The sequence below is a fragment of the Streptomyces sp. NPDC051322 genome, from assembly GCF_040689485.1.
GTDB lineage: Bacteria > Actinomycetota > Actinomycetes > Streptomycetales > Streptomycetaceae > Streptomyces.
Window position 1 is genome coordinate 55,431 of the sequence record NZ_JBFBAK010000010.1, and the last position, 20,633, is coordinate 76,063.

The following is a 20,633-nucleotide window of genomic DNA, read 5'->3' on the forward strand; positions in this document are numbered from 1 at the left end:
TCCCTAAAGGATGACGTGGGGCAGGAAACGGGCGTACTCGTCCGTGACCGGCCCCGCCGACTCCCTGATACCGAGCCCCGCCGCCTCGTCCTCGACCACCCACGCACCGAGCACCACACGGTTGCCGTCGAAGTCCGGCAGCGGGGCCAGCTCCTGATAGCAGCAGACCTCGTCGGTCCGCACCGCGCACCCGGCGGTGCTGTCCGGCCCCGTCTCGTGCAGCAGGACCCCCGCGCCCTCGCGGCCGAGCAGCGGCTTGGAGACGTACCCCCTGGACGTCGCCGAGTCGGCAAGCTCACGGGGCCCGTCCAGATAGGCGGCCAGCAGATTGGGGTGTCCCGGATACAGCTCCCACAACACGGCCAGCAGCGCCTTGTTGGAGAGCAGCATCTTCCAGGCCGGCTCGATCCAGCAAGTGGAGCCGGTGGAACCGCCGTTGTCGAGGGTGTCGAGGACGTGCGGCCCGAAGCGGTCGGTCGTCAGCCACTCCCACGGGTAGAGCTTGAAGCAGCTGCGGATGAACCGCATCCGTTCGTCGACGAACCGACCGGACAGCGGGTCCCAGCCGATCTGCTCCACCGAGAGCGCCTCGGTGTCGAGGCCGGCCTGCTGGGCGGTCTCCCGGAGGTAGGCAACCGTCATGAGGTCTTCGCCGAGCTCGTCGGCTTCGGAGTGCGCGAAGTGCAGCGGCCCCGGCGGCAGCAGCGGTGCCTGCCGCTTCCAGGCCGCGATGAGCCGTTCGTGCAGCGAGTTCCACTGGTCGGCGCCGGGGAAGCGGTCCTCCATCCAGAACCACTGGGGGCTTGCCGCCTCCACCAGCGAGGTCGGGGTGTCGGCGTTGTACTCCAGCATCTTGGCCGGGCCTTCACCGTCGTAACGCAGATCGAACCGTGCGTAGACGGAGGGCAGTTCGGCCCGCCGGTGCCACGCCTCGCCGACCAGCCGGGCGAGTCGCCGGTCGGTGATCCCCAGCTCGGCGAACCGGTCGTGCTCGACGATGTGCGCTGCCGCCGCGAGGCACATGGCGTGCAGTTCCTCGACGACCTCCTCCAGCGCCTCGACCTCCGGGAGGGAGAACGAGTAGTAGGCGCTCTCGTCCCAGTAGGGGCGCAGCGAATCGTCGGGGTAGCGGGTCAGTGGATAGATCAGTCCCTGTTCCTCGACGATCTGCTGCCAGCCGGGGCGGGGATCTATGGTGTGGCGCTGCATGATGTCGCGTACGCCCCGGCTCAGCCGCCGCTGGAGTGGAAGCCGCCGCCGAAACCGCCGCGGTGCACCGAGGACTTGTTGAAACTGCCGCCGGAGATCCTGCCGTTCCTCGACGAGCCGCCGTAGTAGTACGTGCCGTGTCCGTTGCTGTCGCTGCACTCGTACTTCGGCAGTTGCTTGTAGGTGTCCGGGTCCACGCAGCGCTTGTCCACGTCGGAACCGCAGGCGGTGAGCGTGGCCGCCAGCATCCCCATACCGCCGAGCACCACGGCGCTCGACCTCATCTTGCGCATGCGCTGTCCTCCCCCGTCGTCGCCGGCACCATCCGGGTGTGGGCGTGTTCGAACTGTCGGTGTACAGACTAGAGGCCGTCCTCGGCAGCCCGCATGGCCGGTAGCCGCACGGCCGGCAGGCGCTGGTCGGCAGGCGCGCTACGGGAGCACCCGGCACAGCGCATCCAGCGCAGCCGGGTAGGCGCTGTCGGTCGGTGTGCCGTACCCCACGACCAGGGCATCGCGCCCCGGGGCCGCGTCGGGGTGGCGGAACCGGCTCAGTCCCTCCAGGGCCAGCCCCTGCCAGGCGGCAGCCTGCACGACGGAACTCTCGGTGCCCGGCGGGAGTTCCAGTACGGCGTGGAGCCCGGCCGCGATACCGTGCACCCGGATGTCCGGCGCCCGTTCGGCGAGCGCGGCCATCAGCTGGTCCCGGCGCCGGCGGTAGCGCAGCCGTTTCCCGCGGACGTGCCGGTCGTAGGCGCCGGACGTGATGAACTCGGCGAGCGTCAGCTGGTCCAGCGCACTCGACAGATCGTGGATCCCCTTCGCCGCCGTCAGTTCCCCCACCACGTCCTGCGGGGCCACCATCCAGGCCAGCCGCAGCCCCGGCGCGACGGACTTGCTCGCCGTGCCGAAGTAGACGACGCGTTCCGGGTCAAGTCCCTGCAGGGCGCCGACCGGTTGGCGGTCGTAGCGGAACTCGCCGTCGTAGTCGTCCTCCAGGATCAGACCGCCCGAGGTACGGGCCCAGTCGACGACTGCCGCGCGCCGGGCCGGGCTGAGCGCGATGCCCACCGGAAACTGGTGTGCCGGGGTCATCAGTACCGCGCCTTCCCGGGTCAGGGCCTCCGTCCGTGACCCTTGTGCGTCGAAGGGCATCGCCGGGGTGCGCATCCCGGCCTCGGCCAGCAGGTCCCAGTGCACGTCGAGGCCGTACGCCTCGACGGCCACCTCCCGTACCCGGCGGTTTCGCAGCACCTTCCCCATCAGCGACAGCCCGTGCACGAACCCCGAGCAGATGACGATGCGTTGCGGGTCGGCGTAGACGCCCCGGGCTCGCGCCAGGTAGTCCGCGAGGGCGGTCCGCAACTCGATGCGGCCGCGCGGGTCGCCGTAGCCGAACGCCTCGTTGGGTGCGGCGAGCAGCGACTTTCTGGCCGCCTTGAGCCACTCCGTGCGGGGGAAGGACGCCAGGTCGGGCGAGCCCGGTTTGAGGTTGTGGACGGGTCCGCGGCGCACCGGCCGCCGGACGGCGACCGCCTTCTTCACCGGCCGCGGCGCCGACCGCCGGGCGACCTGCGTACCGGAACCCTGCCGGGCGGTCAGCCACCCCTCGGCCACCAGTTCGGCGTAAGCATCAGCGACCGTGTTCCGGGCGATACCCAGGTCGGCCGCGAGTGTCCTGGAGGACGGCAGCCGGCTTCCCGGCGCCAGCCGTCCGGTGCGCACGGCCTGGCGCAACGCGTCCGTGAGGCCCAGCCGCAGCCCCGGGCCGGTCACGTCCAGATGCAGGTCGACACCGATAGTGGCCCAGGAATCTGTCATGAAAGTGGACCATACGCCTGCGCCACACCGCCCGTAGTGTTCTAGTCATGACGACAGAACCGAAGCCGGACACGGACCAGCAGGCCCCGCAGTACGCCCCGGAGCACACACCCCGCCTGCAGTTGGCGGAGCTGGCCCCCGAGGTCTACAAGGCGATGGTGAGGCTGGACGCCGCTGCGCGCCAGGGCGTCGATCCGACCACGCTGGAGCTGGTCAAGATCCGCGCCTCGCAGCTCAACCACTGCGCCTTCTGCCTCGACATGCACACCAAGGACGCGCTCGCCGCGGGTGAGTCGTTCGAGCGGATCGTCCAGCTCAGCGGCTGGGAGGAGTCGAAGCACTTCTACACCGAGAAGGAGCTCGCGGCGATCGAGCTGACCGAGGCCATCACGGTGCTCACCGACGGATTCGTCCCGGACGAGGTCTACGCACACGCCGCCCGTCATTTCGACGACACCGAGCTCGCGCATCTGATCTCGGCGATCACCGTGATCAACGCCTGGAACCGCTTCGCCGTCACCACCCGGATGGTTCCCGGCCACTACACGCCCGGCGCCCACCGCGGCTGAGCAGCGGGCACTCACACAGATGCCCCCGGCAACCGGATGGTTGCCGGGGGCATCGTGTGCGGTACGGGCCGCGCGGGCCCGGATGCTCAGATCAGGCCGAGCTCGCGCACCGCGTCGCGCTCTTCGGAGAGCTCCTTCACCGAGGCGTCGATGCGGGCCCGCGAGAAGTCGTTGATCTCCAGGCCCTGGACGATCTCGTACTTCCCGTCCTTCGTGGTGACCGGGAAGGAGGAGATGAGGCCCTCGGGGACGCCGTACGAACCGTCCGACGGAATGCCCATCGAGGTCCAGTCGCCGTCCGCGGTGCCGTTGACCCAGGTGTGCACGTGGTCGATGGCGGCATTGGCGGCCGAGGCGGCCGACGAGGCGCCGCGCGCCTCGATGATCGCCGCGCCGCGCTTGGCCACGGTCGGGATAAAGGTGTCGGCCAGCCACTTCTCGTCGTTGACGGTCTCGGCGGCGTTCTTGCCGGCGACCTCGGCGTGGAAGATGTCCGGGTACTGCGTGGCGGAGTGGTTGCCCCAGATGGTGAGGCGGCGGATCTGCGAGACCGTGGAGCCGGTCTTCTGCGCGAGCTGCGAGACCGCACGGTTGTGGTCGAGACGGGTCATCGCGGTGAAGCGCTCGGCCGGTACGTCCGGGGCCGAGGCCTGCGCGATGAGCGCGTTGGTGTTGGCCGGGTTGCCGACGACGAGGACCTTGATGTCGTCAGCGGCGTTGTCGTTGATGGCCTTGCCCTGCGGACCGAAGATGCCACCGTTGGCGGCGAGCAGGTCACCGCGCTCCATGCCCTTGGTACGCGGACGGGCCCCGACCAGCAGCGCGACGTTGGCGCCGGCGAAGGCGACATTCGGGTCGTCGGTGATGTCGATGCCCTGCAGCAGCGGGAAGGCGCAGTCGTCGAGCTCCATCGCGGTGCCCTCGGCGGCCTTCAGGCCCTGCGGGATCTCGAGGAGACGCAGCCTGACCGGCACATCGGAGCCGAGCAGATGGCCGGAGGCGATGCGGAAGAGCAGCGCGTAACCGATCTGGCCGGCCGCGCCGGTGACGGTGACATTCACAGGAGTGCGGGTCATGGCGTTCTCCGTAAGACAGCTGGCGGTAGGGGTCCTGCCCCTGGTGCGGGAAATCCCGGTGTCTCACATCCGGAACGAATCTTGATGTGAAGAGACTTCCGACGTCAGGCTATCCGACCCGGTGAGTGACCGACTCCCGCCCCCATGTGGCACGCCGCACACAGTGCCGCACACAGCGCCACCGACGCCCGGTGCGTCCCGCATACGACGGTGGCCGCCGGCGCCGCCCGGGGGGGGTGAGGCGGTGCCGGCGGCCACCGTCGGGTGCAGACACCCGTGGGGGGATGCCGGTCGTCTGCCCCGTCCAGCGCGGGGCACTCCCCCGGCTTCCCACTATTTTCCGGGCCACCGGTGCGGCCAACCGACCACGGCAGCACCCGCGTTCCGGCGATCACCGCACGGTGAAATGGACCAGGTCCTCCAGGAACGGGATCTCCAGCCAGGGTTTCGGCTGCACCATCAGCGCAAGCAGCGTGATGGCCGCTCCGAGCACCCCGTAGGTCACCATGTCGGTGAACCGCGAGCGCACGGCCAGCATCCCCACCGACCGCACCCACCAGCGCATCACCGCGCCGGCGATCAGTGCGGCGCCGATGACGAGCAGGCCCACCCGGGTGACGTCCAGGGCGACCAGCAGCAGTCCCACAGCCGCCACGATGAGCACCGTCAGCAGCGGCCACTGGCGGGCGGGCGCCGGGGCGTCGCTCCCGGCGGCGTGGCCGCCGCCCTCCGGCCGGGCGGTGTCGCGGGTCAGCCGGGGGAAGCGCCGGGTGGTGCGTACCGGTTCGCCCTCGGGGCCGGGCGCGCTGACGACGCCCTTCGCCTCGGGCTCGTCCGGCTCGTCCGGCTGGTCCGGCTCGTCCGGCTCCTCGGGTTCGTCGGGCCTTTCGGGTTCGGGCTCGTCGGGACCGGTCCTGGCGGCGGCGTCAGCCGACACTGCGCTCCGCCGCCTCCACGACGTTGACCAGCAACTGGGCGCGGGTCATCGGGCCCACGCCGCCGGGGTTCGGCGAGATCCAGGCGGCCACCTCGGCGACGCCGGGGTGCACATCGCCGACGATCTTGCCGTTCTCGTCGCGGCTGACGCCGACATCGAGGACGGCGGCGCCCGGCTTCACGTCCTCCGGCTTGACGATGTGCGGCACGCCGGCGGCGGCGACGATGATGTCGGCCTGCCTGAGCTGGGCGGAGAGATCGCGGGTGCCGGTGTGACACTGCGTCACCGTGGCGTTCTCGGACTTGCGGGTCAGCAGCAGCGGGATCGACCGGCCGACGGTGATGCCGCGGCCGACCACCACGACATGCGCCCCGTTGATCTCCACACCATGATGGCGCAGCAGCTGGATGATGCCGTACGGGGTGCAGGGCAGCGGGCCTGTCTCGTTCAGCACGAGCTTGCCGAGGCTGGTCGGGTGCAGGCCGTCGGCGTCCTTCGCCGGGTCCATCAACTCCAGGACCCGGTTGGTGTCGATGCCCTTGGGCAGCGGCAACTGCACGATGTATCCGGTGCACTCCGGGTTGTCGTTCAGCTCCCGGACGACCGCCTCGATCTCTTCCTGGGTGGCGGTGTCGGGGAGTTCACGCTGGATGGATCCCATGCCGACCTCGGCGCAGTCGCGGTGCTTGCCGTTGACGTACCACCGGCTGCCGGGGTCGTCACCGACCAGCAGGGTGCCGAGACCGGGAGTGAATCCCTTCTCCTTGAGGGCCGCCACGCGGGCGGTCAGGTCGGACTTGATCGCGGCCGCGGTGGCCTTGCCATCGAGAATCTGGGCTGTCATAACGGCCATTCTTTCAGGGCTTGCCCCGATCCCCCAAGTTGCACTTGCACAACTCATAGTCAATGTGACTGGACAAACTTATGCGTTGTTTAGAACGATGATCCCGCAGTGCCGCGGGCAGTGCCGGGGGGGCAGGACCGCTTCATTCGCTTTTCTCACCAATCCTCCGCTCGAACCGCGTCGTCCCCGCAGTACCTACGGAGGAAACACCGCATGAGCTTCGGCGATCCGAACCCGAACAACCCTTACGGCCAGCCCCAGGGCCAGCCCCAGCAGCCGCCGCAGCCCGGCTATGGCTACCCGCAGCAGGCTCCGCAGGGCGTCCCGCCGCAGCAGGGCATGCCCCCGCAGCCGGGCTACGGCTACCCGCAGGCGCCGCCGGTCCAGCCGTACGGCGCGGGCGGGTACCAGCAGCCGGGGTACGGCATCCAGCCGCAGTACGCCGGCTGGTGGAGCCGGGCCGGTGCCCTCGTGCTCGACGCCCTGGTCATCGGCATCCCTTACGGCGTCATCGTCGGCATCGGTGGCGCCATCGGCGGTGGCGCGGGATCGGCCGTCGTCGTGATCGGCCTTCTCGTCGGCCTCGGGCTCGGCCTCTTCAAGCTCTACAAGGAGGGCACCACCGGCCAGTTCATCGGCAAGAAGGCCCTCGGCATCAGCCTGCTGCGGGAGGCCGACGGCCGGCCCATGGGCTTCGGCATGGCGTTCGTCCGCTACCTCGCCCACTTCCTGGACAGCCTCGCCTGCTACATCGGGTGGCTGTGGCCGGCCTGGGACGCCAAGAAGCAGACGTTCGCGGACAAGGTCTGCTCCAGTGTGGTCGTCAAGGCCGGCTGACCCGCGCACTGCAGGACCGAGGGCCGTGGCCCGGCGCGCATCGCGCCGGGCCACGGCCCTTCGCCGTCCACTCCGCGGCGACGTCAGTGGAAGAAGTGCCGCGTACCGGTGAAGTACATCGTCACGCCCGCCTTCTCGGCGGCCTCCACGACCTGCTCGTCGCGGATCGAACCGCCCGGCTGGGCCACCGCCTTGACGCCGGCGTTGGCGAGGATCTCGAAGCCGTCCGGGAACGGGAAGAACGCGTCGGACGCGGCGTACGCACCCCGGGCGCGCTCCTCGCCCGCGCGCTCCACCGCGAGCCTCGCCGAGTCGACCCGGTTGACCTGACCCATGCCGACGCCGACCGAAGCGCCGTCCTTGGCCAGCAGGATCGCGTTGGACTTCACCGCGCGGCAGGCCTTCCAGGCGAACGACAGCTCGGCGAGCTCGTCGGCCGAGAGGGCCTCGCCCGAGGCGAGCGTCCAGTTCGCGGAGTCGTCGCCGTCGGCCTGCAGCCGGTCGGCCGCCTGCAGCAGCGCGCCGCCGTCGATCTGCTTGACCTCGAAGGCCGCTGACGGCGCGTCGGGGCAGCGCAGCACCCGGAGGTTCTTCTTGCGGGTCAGCGCTTCGAGGGCGCCGTCCTCGTAGTCCGGGGCGACGATGACCTCGGTGAAGATCTCCGCGACCTGCTCGGCGAGGGCCACCGTGACCGGCCGGTTGACGGCGATCACGCCACCGTAGGCGGAAACCGGGTCACAGGCGTGCGCCTTGCGGTGCGCCTCGGCCAGATCGCCCGCGATGGCGATACCGCACGGGTTGGCGTGCTTGATGATCGCCACGCACGGCTCGGCGTGGTCGTACGCGGCCCGGCGCGCGGCGTCGGTGTCCGTGTAGTTGTTGTACGACATCTCCTTGCCGTGCAGCTGCTCGGCCTGGGCCAGGCCACCCGTGCCCGACAGGTACAGCGCGGCGCCCTGGTGCGGGTTCTCGCCGTACCGCAGCACGTTGCCGCGTTCGTAGGTGGCACCCAGGAACTCGGGGAAGCCGCTGTCGGACGCCGCGTCGTCAGCGGCGTAGTCGACCGCGAACCAGCTGGCCACCGCGACGTCGTAGGCAGCGGTGTGCCGGAAGGCCTCGGCCGCCAGCCGCTTGCGCGCGGTCAGGTCGAAACCGCCGCTGCGGACCGCGGCGAGCACGTCCGCGTACCGCTGGGGGTGGGTGACGACCGCCACGGACGGGTGATTCTTGGCGGCGGCACGGACCATCGAAGGCCCACCGATGTCGATCTGCTCGACGCACTCGTCGTCGGTGGCGCCCGACGCGACGGTCTGGGTGAACGGGTAGAGGTTGACCACGACCAGGTCGAAGGGCTCCACACCCAGCTCGTCGAGCTGACGCCGGTGGTCGTCGAGCCGCAGATCGGCGAGGATCCCGGCGTGCACCCGGGGGTGCAGCGTCTTGACCCGGCCGTCCAGGCACTCCGGGAAGCCGGTGAGCTCCTCGACCTTGGTGACCGGCACGCCGGCAGCCGCGATCTTCGCGGCGGTGGAACCGGTGGAGACGAGCGTGACACCCGCCTCGTGCAGTCCGAGGGCCAGCTCCTCCAGACCGGACTTGTCGTAGACGCTGACGAGCGCGCGGCGGATGGGCTTAACGGTGTCCGTATTCTCGGTGTGCACCGACCTGAACCTTTCGTCCCTCAATGCGATAGCCGTCACGGGACAGACGCCCCACGACATCGACGAGCAGCTGTCGCTCGACTTCCTTGATGCGCTCGTGAAGAGCGCTTTCGTCGTCCTGCTCCCGGATCTCGACCACGCCCTGCGCGATGATCGGGCCGGTGTCGACGCCGTCGTCGACGAAGTGGACGGTGCAGCCGGTGACCCGCACGCCGTACGCGAGCGCGTCGCGTACACCGTGCGCTCCCGGAAAGGCGGGCAGCAGGGCCGGGTGGGTGTTGACGAACCGGCCGCCGAAGGCCCCGAGGAATTCCTTCCCCACGATCTTCATGAAACCGGCCGAGACGACCAGGTCCGGCCGGTACGCGGCGGTGGCCTCGGTCAGTGCGGCGTCCCAGCTCTCGCGGTCCGGGTGGTCCTTCACCTTGCATACGAAGGTCGGGATCCCGGCGCGGCGGGCCCGCTCGAGTCCGGCGATGTCGTCACGGTCCGCGCCGACCGCGACGACCTCGGCGCCGTAGGCAGCCGGATCGTCACCGATGGCGTCGAGCAGCGCCTGCAGATTGGTTCCGGAACCGGAGACCAGCACGACCAGGCGGGCGGGAGTGTGCGGGGAGGCCACGGCGGGGCCCTTTCTGGATACGACTTGTGCGGTCATACGAATTGATCGCATCCCCCGATACGGGGAACTCTACGAACGCGCCGACCGTCGGCAACGATACCGGCACACCGAGCGGCCCCCACGGGACGGGGCCACAGCCGGGAGGTAGCGTCTGGGGACAGGACCGTCTTCCGGACGGGAACCGAATGAGGGGAAGACGTTCACCAGATGCAGGACCGACGCCACCGCGCGACTCTCCGCACCCCACTGCAGGAGCAGGGTTCGCTGCTGCTGCGGGAACGCCGGCCCTCTTCCACGGAGCCCGACGACAACCCCTTCGCGCCACCGCCCGAGGACCGGCCGGAACAGCCGTGGCAGCCCCGGCACCCGGCCAACGGTGACGAGGAGTCCTCGTCGTCCGAACCCTCTTCTCCCGGCCGTGGCAGCCAGTGGAGCCCGGTGCAGCCGGGCCGCCAGGACGGCGGTTTCGGCAGCGGTCCGCAGCGGCCCAAGAGCGGCCCGAACGAGCCGGACGGCGGCCAGGGCGGTAAGGGCGGCCCGGGCCCCGGGCTGCGCTGGGACCCGACGGACCCCGTTCAGCGCCGGGCGCGCTATGCCTTGCTCGCCGGGATGTGGGCGTTCTTCTTCGCCCTCTTCAACCTGCCGCAGGTCGGGCTGCTGCTCGGCGCCCTCGCGGTGTACTGGGGCATCAGTTCACTGCGGGCGGAGCCGCGGCAGCGAGCCGGCGGGCACCCGGCTGTGAACCCGCGGACCGACGCGACGGCTCCGCCGACGGGCCCGCCTGCCGCGCCGCCGACACCCGGCCCGTACCCCGGCTCGTCGAAGCCGCAGATCACGGCGGCGGTGAGCGGACTGGTCACGGCGGGCCTCGCGCTGCTGATCGTGGCGCTCACGTTCACGTCGCAGCTGGTGTACCGGGACTACTACACGTGCGTGCACGACTCGCTGACCAAGCAGGGTCAACTCGCATGCAACTCGCATCTCCCGGACTCTTTGGTGCCGATCCTCGGAACGAAGAAGTAGGAAAAGTCGCGGCACTGCTACGCGTCGGCGTCCGGGGGCTCGGCGTCCGGGGGCTCGGCGTCGGCGGTACCGGTGTCGGCAGTAACGGCGTCGGTGGTATCGGCGTCCGTCGCGCTTCTCTCTTGTGGTGGCCGGTCACCGCCCCCTTCGGCAGAACCGTCACCCGAGCTGACGCCGGCACTGCTGCCCGTCCCGGCGGACGCCGTGGCGTCGATCGGGGGCTCTGCGCTCTCCTGCGCCACAGTTGACTCCGGGGGCTCCGAGGGCTCCGGGGGCTCTGCGGTCGGCGCGAGGACGGGGGCCGCCGGGAGGGCGTCCTCAAGCGCCTGAACCGCGCTCAGCACCTCCGCGACCGCCTCGGCGGCCCGGGCATGCGCATCGTCCGGCCTGCCTCCGGTGGCGCCGGGCGCCCCGCCCGGCGCGCCCTCGGCGTCCGGGCCGACCGGCGCCGTGCGCCGCCACCAGTTCCGCCGCTCCGGCCGCGCCGACTGCTCCCGCGCCCGCTCCGCCGCCTTCGCGGCTTGAACGGCCTGCGCGGCCTTCGCCGCTCGCGCCGCCTCCGCGTCCTTCGCCGCCGTCACCGCGGCCCTGCGCGCGACCCTCTCGGGGTGCCCTGCCCACCAGTGCCGGACAAGCGCCACCGGCATGCCCGTGGTCAGGGTCCAGACCAGGGTCGCCACTCCCGTACGCCACCACACCGGCCCGAAGGACCTCAGGGCGCCCGTCCCCAGCGGACCGCCCGCCAGCTCTGCCAGTACCGCCATCGCGATCGCGCACCCCACTGCCGCCACGGCGGCCGTGCGCACGGTGTCGCGGAGCGCTCGGCGCCGGCCGCCGTGCCGCACCCGGGTCGCGAACCAGCCGAGCACCACCCCCGCGGCCACCGGGATTGCAGCAACCGCCCAGGTCAGCGGGGTTCCACGGCCCTCGGTCGGCAGCGCGGCCAGCAGCGGGAAGTACGGCAGGGCGGGATTTCCGGCCATCGCGAGTGGCGTGGCCGTCGCCCCGGCACCGAGCGCGAAGCCCGGGCCGAGCGCGTATGACGCCGCCCACACCGCCGCGTTCGGCACCAGCGCCATCGCCAGCAGCAGCACCGCGAACCGGCCCGACCACACCCCGGTGAGCTGCAGCAAGGAATCCCGGGCCGCACCTTCGTGCCACACCAGTGAGCCGCCGACCAGCAGGGCGCCACCACCCACCAGCACGGCGGTCGCCGCGCCGGCCGACCTGAGCGCGGTGGCCGCCCAGGGGCGCCCGATCGAGGTCCGTACGCCTGCGGGCACTACGACACGCAGCCATCGGGGAAGCGGGCCGCCGGGGCACCCGTTGGCCTTCCAGACGCCGATCCCGGCCGCACCCCCGATGGCGGCCGGCAGATGGAGCAGTGCGCTCAACGGCGCCGCGGGCATCGGACCGCCCGCTGCGTACGCCAGGACGGCGGCGGTGACCAGCAGATAGCCGCCGGTCACCGCCGTGAAGGCGCCTCGGTCGGTGGCGACGGGACGGCGTTCCTCGGGGTCGAGCGCGTCGCGCGCGGCCCGGTAGATCAGCCACATCGGCAGCAGCATCAGCAGCATCGGCGCCACACCGAGCGGGGCCGGCGCACCGGAGAGGGTGCTCTGCCTGGTCAGTGCGGTGCCATGGGCGAGCAACCACAGTCCGGCCGTGACGTGCAGCGCGCCGCGGGGTCCGCTGTCCGGGTACGGGGAGCTGATCCACAGCAGCATCACCAGTACCGCCAGCGAGCTGAACCCGAGACCCGCCGCGACGGCACCGCGCAGCACACAGTGGGCCAGCGCGGTGGGCCGGCTCCGCAGGGGCGGAAGGAGCGGGCGGTATTCGGTCGTCTGGGTCACCCGGCCATGCTGCCAACGACACGCGCTTTCCCGGCGTAACGGCGAAAGGCCGGTCGTGTCACTCAATATACGTTTATGTACTTTTCAGACTGGTGCATGGCCCGGGGCAGCGCAGCGGGCACCTCATGAACGCCACGCCGGCCGAGGCCTTCGACCTGCTCTATGCGGAAGCCGCCCCTGCACTGGCCCAGCAGACGTATCTGCTCACCGGCCGCCGCCGGCCGGCCGAGGAGTCCGTCGAACGCGCCTTCCAGCTGGCCTGGGAGCGGTGGCCCGAAGTCGCGACCGACCCGGATCCAGCGGGGTGGGTGCGCGCCGCGGCATACGAGTACGCGGTGTCGCCCTGGTACCTGCTGCGCCGCGGTTACGAACAGCCCGACCACCCCGTCACCGATCCCGCGGGATCACCGCTGCGGGCGGCGCTGCTCGCGCTGCCGCCCGCCCACCGGCGCACTCTGCTGCTCTACGACGGCCTGGGGCTCGACCTGCCGGAGACCGCCGCCGAGACGGAGGCGAGCACCCCGGCCACCGCCGGCCGCCTGCTGCACGCCAGGGCCGCCGTCGTCCGGCAGGTACCGGAGCTGCGAGCGCCGGGACTGCTGCAGGAACGTTTGAGCGCGCTCGCCCGGATCGGCCCGGCCCCCGGCCTGGCCACTGCCCGGGCGGTGCGCACCGGCAGCGAGCGCAAGGCCCGGTTCTGGACGCGGCTCACCATCAGCTGCGTCGTGCTGCTCGCCGCGGTCACCGCTTTCGCCCTGGCCACCGCGCCGACCCACTACGCACGACCGACCGGCCCGCCGCATCGCGTCGAGGGTGTCCCGCCGCGCGGCGGCCCGCAGAAGCTGACCGCCGCCGACAAGAAGCTCTGGAAGAAGCTCAGCACCACCCGGCCGAACGGCCCGGGCCGGCTGGTCCCGCGACCCGAGTAGCACCGGACATGCGACCGGGCCGGTACCCCCGAGAGGGGTACCGGCCCGGATCAGGCAAACGGTGACTACGCGCCGGCCAGAATCGCCCGGGCCAGCTTGGCGGTCTCGGTCGGCGTCTTGCCGACCTTCACGCCTGCGGCCTCGAGCGCTTCCTTCTTGGCCTGCGCCGTGCCGGAGGAACCGGAGACGATGGCGCCGGCGTGGCCCATCGTCTTGCCCTCGGGCGCGGTGAAGCCCGCGACGTAACCGACGACCGGCTTCGTCACGTTCTTCGCGATGTAGTCGGCCGCACGCTCCTCGGCGTCGCCGCCGATCTCGCCGATCATCACGATCAGGTCGGTCTCGGGGTCGGCCTCGAACGCCGCCAGGGCGTCGATGTGCGTCGTACCGATGACCGGGTCGCCACCGATGCCGACGGCGGAGGAGAAGCCGATGTCCCGGAGCTCGTACATCATCTGGTAGGTCAGCGTGCCGGACTTCGACACCAGCCCGATGCGGCCGGGCTTGGTGATGTCGCCCGGAATGATGCCGGCGTTCGACTGGCCGGGGGTGATGAGGCCGGGGCAGTTCGGACCGATGATCCGGGTCTTGTTGCCCTTCGAGCCCGCGTACGCCCAGAAGGCGGCCGAGTCGTGCACGGCGATGCCCTCGGTGATGACGACCGCGAGGCCGATCTCCGCGTCGATCGCCTCGACGACCGCGGCCTTGGCGAAGGCCGGCGGCACGAAGACGACGGAGACGTCGGCGCCGGTCTTCTCCATCGCCTCGGCGACGGAGCCGAAGACGGGTACGGAGGTCCCGTCGAAGTCGACGGAGGTACCGGCCTTGCGCGGGTTCACGCCGCCGACGATGTTGGTGCCGTCAGCGAGCATGAGCTTGGTGTGCTTCATGCCGGTGGCGCCGGTCATCCCCTGGACGATGACCTTGCTTTCCTTGGTCAGGAAAATAGCCATGGTGTTAGTGCCCTTGTTCCCTTGTCGTGTCGAAGACGCGCGATGTCAGCGTGCAGCCGCGAGCTCGGCGGCCTTGTCGGCGGCGCCGTCCATGGTGTCCACGCGCTGCACCAGCGGGTGGTTGGCGTCCGACAGGATCTTGCGACCCAGCTCCGCGTTGTTGCCGTCGAGGCGCACGACCAGCGGCTTGGTGACCTCTTCGCCCTTGGACTTGAGGAGCTCGAGCGCCTGGACGATGCCGTTGGCGACCTCGTCACACGCGGTGATGCCACCGAAGACGTTGACGAACACGGACTTGACGTCCGGGTCGCCGAGGATGATCTCCAGGCCGTTCGCCATGACCTCTGCGGAGGCGCCGCCACCGATGTCGAGGAAGTTGGCGGGCTTTACGTTGTTGTGCTTCTCACCGGCGTAGGCGACCACGTCGAGGGTGCTCATCACGAGCCCCGCGCCGTTGCCGATGATGCCGACCTCACCGTCGAGCTTGACGTAGTTGAGGTTCTTGGCCTTGGCGGCGGCCTCGAGCGGGTTGGCCGCCGCCTTGTCCTCGAGAGCCTCGTGCTCGGGCTGGCGGAAGTCGGCGTTCTCGTCGAGCGAGACCTTGCCGTCAAGGGCGATGATCTTGCCGTCGCCGGACTTGATCAGCGGGTTGACCTCGACGAGGAGGGCGTCCTCCTTGATGAAGACGGTCCACAGCTTCTGCAGGACATCGGCGACCTGTCCGGCGATCTCGGCCGGGAACTTCGCCGCTGCGACGATCTCGGCGGCCTTCTCCGGCGTGCAGCCGTCGTTGGCGTCGACCGGGATCTTCGCCAGCGCGTCGGGGTTCTCCTCCGCGACGACCTCGATCTCCACGCCGCCCTCGACGGAGGCCATGGCGAGGAAGGTGCGGTTGGTGCGGTCCAGCAGGAAGGAGACGTAGTACTCCTCCGCGATGTCCGCGGTCTGGGCGAGCATGACCTTCTGGACCGTGTGGCCCTTGATGTCCATGCCCAGAATGGCGTCGGCCTTCGCTACGGCGTCGGCCGGGTCGGAGGCGAGCTTCACGCCGCCGGCCTTGCCGCGGCCGCCGACCTTGACCTGCGCCTTGACGACGGCCTTGCCGCCCAGACGCTCGGCCACCTCGCGCGCCGCCTCAGGCGTGTCGATGACTTCACCGGCCAGCACCGGTACACCGTGCTTGGCGAAGAGGTCCCTCGCCTGGTACTCGAACAGGTCCACGCGCGTCCGTCTCCCTTTGCTTTGAATCGTCGTCGCAGTAGTGATCGCGGTTCGTTCTCTGCGTGGGCGTGCCGCGAAGGGCAACGTGACCGCTGTCACAAGGGAGGCGTACACGGTGTCCGAGTACGCGGCATGTCCGTCTCGCAGGTTATCCCCGTGGGAGCTTGGTCCCTAAATCGCAGATCACACCTGCGCGGTGATTACGGTCACAGCCCGCCCGCCCGGCACCAGCGTATCGCTTGCACTCGGAAACTGCCCTGTGAGCTGCGGTGATGCCCCTCCCGGGCCGACCGGGGAGCGGGTCAGGGGTGCGCTCCGAGCGTGTCCGGGACATCGCCCGGGGTGACCGACGACACAAGCGGTCTCTTCTCTATCGCCGCCGCCATGACCTCCGGGAACCGGTCCGGTGTACAGGCGAAGGCCGGCGCCCCCAGCGCGGCGAGGGCAGCCGCGTGTTCGTGGTCGTGGGCGGGCGCCCCCTCGTCGGACAGTGCGAGCAGCGCTACGAACTGCACACCCGATGCCTTCATCGCCGCGACCCGCTTGAGCATCTCGTCCCGTATCCCCCCTTCGTAGAGGTCGCTGATCAGCACCACCACGGTGTCTGCGGGGCGGCTGATCCGCGACTGGCAGTACGCGAGGGCCCGGTTGATGTCGGTACCGCCGCCCAGCTGGGTGCCGAACAGGACGTCGACCGGATCATCGAGCTGGTCGGTCAGATCGACGACTGCCGTGTCGAAGACGACGAGCCGGGTGGCGAGGGAACGCATCGATGCGAGCACCGCGCCGAACACCGAGGCGTAGACGACCGAGGCCGCCATCGACCCGGACTGGTCGATGCAGAGGATCACGTCCTTCTTCACCGACTGCGAGGCGTGTCCGAACCCGACGAGCCGCTCCGGAACGACCGTGCGGTACTCGGGCAGATAGTTCTTCAGGTTGGCGCGGACGGTCCGGTCCCAGTCGATGTCCCGGTGACGCGGACGGTTGATCCGCACCGAGCGGTCCAGCGCCCCGGTGAGCGTGGCCCTGGTGCGCGTCGCCAGTCGCTTCTCCAGGTCTTCGACCACCTTGCGGACCACCGCACGGGCGGTCTCCCGGGTGGTCTCCGGCATCGCCTTGTTGAGCGAGAGCAGGGTCCCGACCAGGTGTACGTCCGCCTCGACCGCCTCGAGCATCTCCGGTTCGAGCAACAGGGCCGACAGTCCGAGCCGTTCGATGGCGTCGCGCTGCATCACCTGGACGACCGAACGGGGGAAGTACCTGCGGATGTCCCCGAGCCAGCGCGCCACGGACGGCGCGGACGCACCGAGCCCCGCCGATCGGTCGCCGCCGCTTCCGGAAGGCGTGCGTCCGGCCTCGGGGAGCCCGCTGCCGTAGAGCGCGCCCAGTGCGCTGTCCATCGCGGCGTCCTTGCCGCCGAGTGAGACACCGGTGCCGTCCGCCGCCTCGCTGCCGAGGACCAGCCGCCAGCGTCGTAGCCGTTCGTCCACCGCCTTCATCAGCCCACCCCCACCAGGTCGTTGTTCCCGTCGGTGCCATGGCCGTCGGTGGCATGACCCTCGCCGAGGATCAGCCGCAGTACCGGAAGCACCGCGTCCGCGCGCTCCGTGTCGAGCCCGGCGCCGAAGCCGGGCGCTGAGGTCTCCAGCGCGGCGGCCCGGCCCGGTCTGCCGTCGGCCGGACCGCGCCCGACCAGCTCACCGAGGGTGCGGCGGACCCCTGGTTGGTACGCCGAGAAGGTGCGGCGCAGCAGGGGCAGCACGTCGGTGAACGCATCCGCCGGTACGGCGATCAGCCAGCCGTCGATCAGACCGAGCAGCCGCTCGTCGTGGACCAGCAGCATTCCTCCGCCGGAGGCTCCGCCGACGAAGCCCTCGATCCAAGCGGCCGCATCGGCGGGCGGCGCACTCGGTGACAGGGCGAGAGCCATCAGCAGCGCCGCCGCGTCCTGCGCCAGTCGGCCGTCGTCGAGCAGCAGGCGGGCCGCCCGCCCGCGTATCACCCCGGCAACCGAGTCATGCCGGGCCAGTCGGCCCAGCACATCGGCCCAGCGGTCGCGGAGTTCGCCGGTGCCGTCCGGAAGCAGCCCTATGGCGGTGTGCACCGCGTCCAGGTGAGTGCGCATCTGCTGTGCGCCATCGGTGTCCAGGCCGGTGCAGGCCGGTGGCAATCCGACGCAGATGCGCTCGGCCAGGCCGACCGCCACCTCGTCCAGCGAGGCGCTGTCCGTGGACCGCACGTCTCCGTAGCGCAGCGAGCGGGCCAGCGCGGGCAGCGCCTGGGCGAGGTGTCCGACGTCGGTGTCCAGCGCGGCACGGTCGGCGAGCGCTCGCATCACCACCGGGAGGGCGTCCGGCAGTTCGGCGAGCAGACACTCCTCGGCCAGCGCGGTGATCGCCGAGAGCGCGGGCGCCGATATGGCCTGTGCCTCGGCTTTGGCGGTGGCCGCGGACAACACGGTGGTTCCCCATACTCCCGCCTCCGCGACCCGCACCGCGAGCTCCGGCTCCCAGCGCAACCGCCAACTCTCCCGGAAGGTGCCGGTGCTCCCCCGGCCTGCGGCAGGCTCGCCCCAGTGCACCCCGAGCAGCCGCAGCCGGTGCAGCATCCGGGAGCGTGCCGCGTCGATCTCTTTCCGCAGATCGAGATCGAGCTCCCGGTCGATCGCTTCCGGTTTGAGCCGCAGGGACCGCTGAGCCCGCGTCAGGTCACGCTGGAGCGGTACGGCCGGCGAGGTGTCCGGGACCTCACCGAGCACATCGCCGACGACGAGCCGGTCGTGTATCAGGGCGAGCGGTAGGTCAGAGCCTTCGCACATCACCGCCCGGATCGCGTCGGTCGTCTCGGTCAGTCCGGGCAGCGGCCTCCCCCGCATGGCGGCGAGCGTCCCGGCCAGCCGCACCGCCTCGATGACGTGGGCCGAGGAGATCAGCCGGTCCTCGCCCCGCAGCAGTTGGGCGACCTTGGTCATCCAGCGCTCGACGGGGCGGTCCGCGGCGCTGAACAGATGCCCGTACCAGCCGGGCGATTCGATGCCCGCGCCGTAACCACTGCGGCGGCCGAGTCTGCGATGGGTCCAGGGCACCCAGGTCATCTCGGTCCTGACCTTGGGCAGCCCCTTGAGCAGGGCGCGGTCAGCGGCGAGAGTGGTCTTCGCGGCAAGTGCGGGCACGTGCCAGGCGCCGCAGACCACGGCCACCGCCGGTCCGAAATCCTTCTGGGCGGTGCGCAATTGGATGCGCATGCTGGCCTCGCGCGCCGCATCGTGCGGAAAGCCGCCGTCGCCGAACGTGTTCCGCAGCACGCCCATGGCCTCGGCGAGCGCGGTGAACGGCGCCAAGGCGTCTGCGGACCCGGAGATCCGGTGCTCGACGACGTCCTCCCACCAGCGCTCGGCGTCGTCGTAACCGGCGGTCTCGGCGAGCACCCCGATGGGATCGATCCTTACCGCACCGGGTCCCGGACGGGATTCCGGATCGGATCGCGCGCTTGGTCCCACGTCTGCTCCGGGACCGTCCTCCCTCTCTTCACTCGCAGCAGTCTCCTCCTCCCCCATCGCCAGCAAGTGGGCTGCCGGCAGGTCGATGAAGCGAACCGGCACCTGGTGCTGCTGGGCCCAGCGGATCGCCACCCATTCCGGTGAGAAGTCGGCGAGCGGCCAGAACGCGGCTCTGCCCGGGTCGTCCATGACGTGGGCCAGCAGCGCGACCGGCGGACGCATGTCGGGATCGGCGGCGAGCGACAGCAACGCGTCGCCTTCGGGCGGCCCTTCGATCAGAACGGCGCTGGGGGTGGCGGCCTCCAGCGCGGCCCGCACCGCACGGGCGGAGCCCGGTCCGTGATGGCGCACCCCGAGGAGCAACGGGGTGGCGAACGCGTGAGGCGTCGAGGATGCCGTCATACCGAGACCTCCCGGCAGGCGCGATAGAAGTCCTTCCAGCCCTCCCGCTCGCGGACCACCGTCTCCAGATACTCCTGCCAGATCACCCGGTCGGCCGCCGGTTCACGGACGACCGCGCCCAGCAGCCCCGCGGCGACATCGGCCGGCCGCAGCACGCCGTCCCCGAAGTGCGCGGCGAGCGCCAGGCCGTTGGTGACGACGGAGATCGCCTCTGCCGTGGAGAGTGTCCCCGACGGCGACTTGACCTTGGTGCGCCCGTCGGCTGTCACCCCGCCCCGCAGTTCGCGGAAGACGGTGACCACCCGGCGGATCTCGTCCATGCCCTCGGGTGCGGCGGGCAGTTCGAGGGAGCGACCTATCTGGTCGACCCGCCGGGAGACGATGTCGACCTCTGCGTCGGCCGATGCGGGCAGCGGCAGGACCACCGTGTTGAAGCGGCGGCGCAGCGCGCTGGAGAGTTCGTTGACCCCGCGGTCTCGGTCGTTGGCCGTGGCGATCAGATTGAATCCGCGGACGGCCTGTGTCTCCTGGCCCAACTCCGGAATGGGCAGCGTCTTCTCCGACAGGATCGTGATCAGCGTGTCCTGCACGTCGGCGGGGACCCGGGTCAGCTCCTCGACCCGGGCGGTCATGCCCTGCGCCATCGCCCGCATCACCGGGCTGGGCACCAGGGCGTCCCGGCTCGGGCCGTGGGCCAGCAGCGCGGCGTAGTTCCAACCGTATCTGATCGCTTCCTCCGGCGTGCCCGCGGTGCCCTGGACGAGCAGCGTGGAGTCACCGCTGACGGCCGCCGCCAGGTGTTCGGAGACCCAGGTCTTGGCGGTGCCCGGGACACCGAGCAGGAGCAGCGCGCGATCGGTGGCGAGCGTGGTGACAGCGACCTCGATGATGCGGCGCGGCCCGACGTACTTGGGAGTGATCACGGTGCCGTCGGGCAGCGTACCGCCCTGCAGATAGGTGGCCACGGCCCACGGCGAGAGCCGCCAACGCTCGGGACGCGGCCGGTCGTCGGCGGCGGCGAGTGCCGACAGTTCGTGGGCGAACGCGTCTTCGGCGTGCGGCCGCAGAACCTCTGCTGGGGTGGTGTCGGACGCGGTCATGGATCCCCCTCCAGATCATTCGACCCGATGTGCTTCCCACCGTGCACCATGCCACTGACAATCGACTGTTTC

At 70.8% G+C, this 20,633-nt stretch carries 18 protein-coding genes; 4 read left to right on the plus strand and 14 right to left on the minus strand.

The features are described from left to right. Window positions 1-3: 3 nt before the first annotated feature. From AB0436_RS23000 to AB0436_RS23010, 3 genes are all read right to left on the minus strand, one after another. Window positions 4-1,209 carry a glutathionylspermidine synthase family protein gene (locus tag AB0436_RS23000; protein WP_366469820.1) on the minus strand — a complete coding sequence of 402 codons (1,206 nt, stop codon included), beginning with the start codon at window positions 1,207-1,209 and terminating at the stop codon, window positions 4-6. Window positions 1,210-1,229: 20 nt separating this feature from the next. Next, window positions 1,230-1,502 (minus strand): hypothetical protein, encoded by a 273-nt coding sequence (locus AB0436_RS23005; RefSeq protein ID WP_366469821.1) that lies wholly within the window; start codon window positions 1,500-1,502, stop codon window positions 1,230-1,232. A 138-nt stretch (window positions 1,503-1,640) separates the two neighbouring features. Next, window positions 1,641-3,029, minus strand: coding sequence for a PLP-dependent aminotransferase family protein (locus AB0436_RS23010; protein ID WP_366469822.1), 1,389 nt, complete (start codon window positions 3,027-3,029; stop codon window positions 1,641-1,643). A 47-nt stretch (window positions 3,030-3,076) separates the two neighbouring features. Here AB0436_RS23010 and AB0436_RS23015 point away from each other — a divergent pair, with 47 nt between their 5' ends. Next, the gene (locus AB0436_RS23015; protein ID WP_366469823.1) at window positions 3,077-3,598 is read left to right on the plus strand and encodes a carboxymuconolactone decarboxylase family protein; all 522 of its coding nucleotides are present in this window, start codon (window positions 3,077-3,079) and stop codon (window positions 3,596-3,598) included. Window positions 3,599-3,684: 86 nt separating this feature from the next. Here AB0436_RS23015 and AB0436_RS23020 read toward each other — a convergent pair whose 3' ends face one another. The 3 genes from AB0436_RS23020 to AB0436_RS23030 form a co-directional block, all read right to left on the minus strand. Next, window positions 3,685-4,674: a malate dehydrogenase gene (locus AB0436_RS23020; RefSeq protein ID WP_365851664.1), complete on the minus strand. Its 990-nt coding sequence runs from the start codon at window positions 4,672-4,674 to the stop codon at window positions 3,685-3,687. 391 nt (window positions 4,675-5,065) lie between these two features. Next, the gene (locus AB0436_RS23025) at window positions 5,066-5,611 is read right to left on the minus strand and encodes a DUF3017 domain-containing protein (RefSeq protein ID WP_366469824.1); all 546 of its coding nucleotides are present in this window, start codon (window positions 5,609-5,611) and stop codon (window positions 5,066-5,068) included. After that, complete coding sequence (locus tag AB0436_RS23030; protein WP_366469825.1) at window positions 5,601-6,455, minus strand: bifunctional methylenetetrahydrofolate dehydrogenase/methenyltetrahydrofolate cyclohydrolase; 855 nt, start codon at window positions 6,453-6,455, stop codon at window positions 5,601-5,603. The genes AB0436_RS23025 and AB0436_RS23030 overlap by 11 nt, the downstream gene beginning before the upstream one ends. Before the next feature lie 213 nt (window positions 6,456-6,668). Between AB0436_RS23030 and AB0436_RS23035 the strand changes: the two genes are divergently transcribed. Beyond that, entirely contained in the window at window positions 6,669-7,292 is a 624-nt protein-coding gene (locus AB0436_RS23035) for an RDD family protein (RefSeq protein WP_366469826.1), read from the plus strand. Window positions 7,293-7,375: 83 nt separating this feature from the next. Here AB0436_RS23035 and purH read toward each other — a convergent pair whose 3' ends face one another. Both purH and purN read right to left on the minus strand, forming a co-directional pair. Next, entirely contained in the window at window positions 7,376-9,013 is a 1,638-nt protein-coding gene (purH, locus tag AB0436_RS23040) for a bifunctional phosphoribosylaminoimidazolecarboxamide formyltransferase/IMP cyclohydrolase (RefSeq protein WP_366469827.1), read from the minus strand. Next, on the minus strand, window positions 8,925-9,611 hold the full coding sequence (purN, locus tag AB0436_RS23045) for a phosphoribosylglycinamide formyltransferase (RefSeq protein ID WP_366469828.1): 687 nt from the start codon (window positions 9,609-9,611) through the stop codon (window positions 8,925-8,927). The genes purH and purN overlap by 89 nt, the downstream gene beginning before the upstream one ends. Window positions 9,612-9,782: 171 nt before the next feature. Here purN and AB0436_RS23050 point away from each other — a divergent pair, with 171 nt between their 5' ends. After that, on the plus strand, window positions 9,783-10,598 hold the full coding sequence (locus AB0436_RS23050) for a hypothetical protein (RefSeq protein ID WP_366469829.1): 816 nt from the start codon (window positions 9,783-9,785) through the stop codon (window positions 10,596-10,598). A gap of 17 nt (window positions 10,599-10,615) precedes the next feature. On the opposite strand, the gene AB0436_RS23055 is transcribed toward AB0436_RS23050, so the two are convergent. Then, on the minus strand, window positions 10,616-12,454 hold the full coding sequence (locus AB0436_RS23055; RefSeq protein WP_366469830.1) for a DUF6350 family protein: 1,839 nt from the start codon (window positions 12,452-12,454) through the stop codon (window positions 10,616-10,618). Window positions 12,455-12,579: 125 nt separating this feature from the next. Between AB0436_RS23055 and AB0436_RS23060 the strand changes: the two genes are divergently transcribed. After that, a complete protein-coding gene (locus AB0436_RS23060; protein ID WP_366469831.1) occupies window positions 12,580-13,383 on the plus strand; it encodes an RNA polymerase subunit sigma-70 in 804 nt (267 codons plus the stop codon). 65 nt (window positions 13,384-13,448) lie between these two features. Here AB0436_RS23060 and sucD read toward each other — a convergent pair whose 3' ends face one another. The 5 genes from sucD to AB0436_RS23085 all read right to left on the minus strand — a co-directional run bounded on the left by sucD (window position 13,449) and on the right by AB0436_RS23085 (window position 20,561). Continuing rightward, complete coding sequence (gene sucD, locus AB0436_RS23065; protein WP_365851673.1) at window positions 13,449-14,336, minus strand: succinate--CoA ligase subunit alpha; 888 nt, start codon at window positions 14,334-14,336, stop codon at window positions 13,449-13,451. 45 nt (window positions 14,337-14,381) lie between these two features. Then, the gene (gene sucC / locus AB0436_RS23070; RefSeq protein WP_366469832.1) at window positions 14,382-15,557 is read right to left on the minus strand and encodes an ADP-forming succinate--CoA ligase subunit beta; all 1,176 of its coding nucleotides are present in this window, start codon (window positions 15,555-15,557) and stop codon (window positions 14,382-14,384) included. A 302-nt stretch (window positions 15,558-15,859) separates the two neighbouring features. Continuing rightward, window positions 15,860-17,059: a VWA domain-containing protein gene (locus AB0436_RS23075; RefSeq protein WP_366469833.1), complete on the minus strand. Its 1,200-nt coding sequence runs from the start codon at window positions 17,057-17,059 to the stop codon at window positions 15,860-15,862. Further along, window positions 17,059-19,461, minus strand: a complete 2,403-nt coding sequence (locus AB0436_RS23080; protein ID WP_366469834.1) for a DUF5682 family protein — start codon at window positions 19,459-19,461, stop codon at window positions 17,059-17,061. The genes AB0436_RS23075 and AB0436_RS23080 overlap by 1 nt, the downstream gene beginning before the upstream one ends. Further along, complete coding sequence (locus AB0436_RS23085) at window positions 19,458-20,561, minus strand: AAA family ATPase (protein ID WP_366469835.1); 1,104 nt, start codon at window positions 20,559-20,561, stop codon at window positions 19,458-19,460. The genes AB0436_RS23080 and AB0436_RS23085 overlap by 4 nt, the downstream gene beginning before the upstream one ends. Window positions 20,562-20,633: the final 72 nt, after the last annotated feature.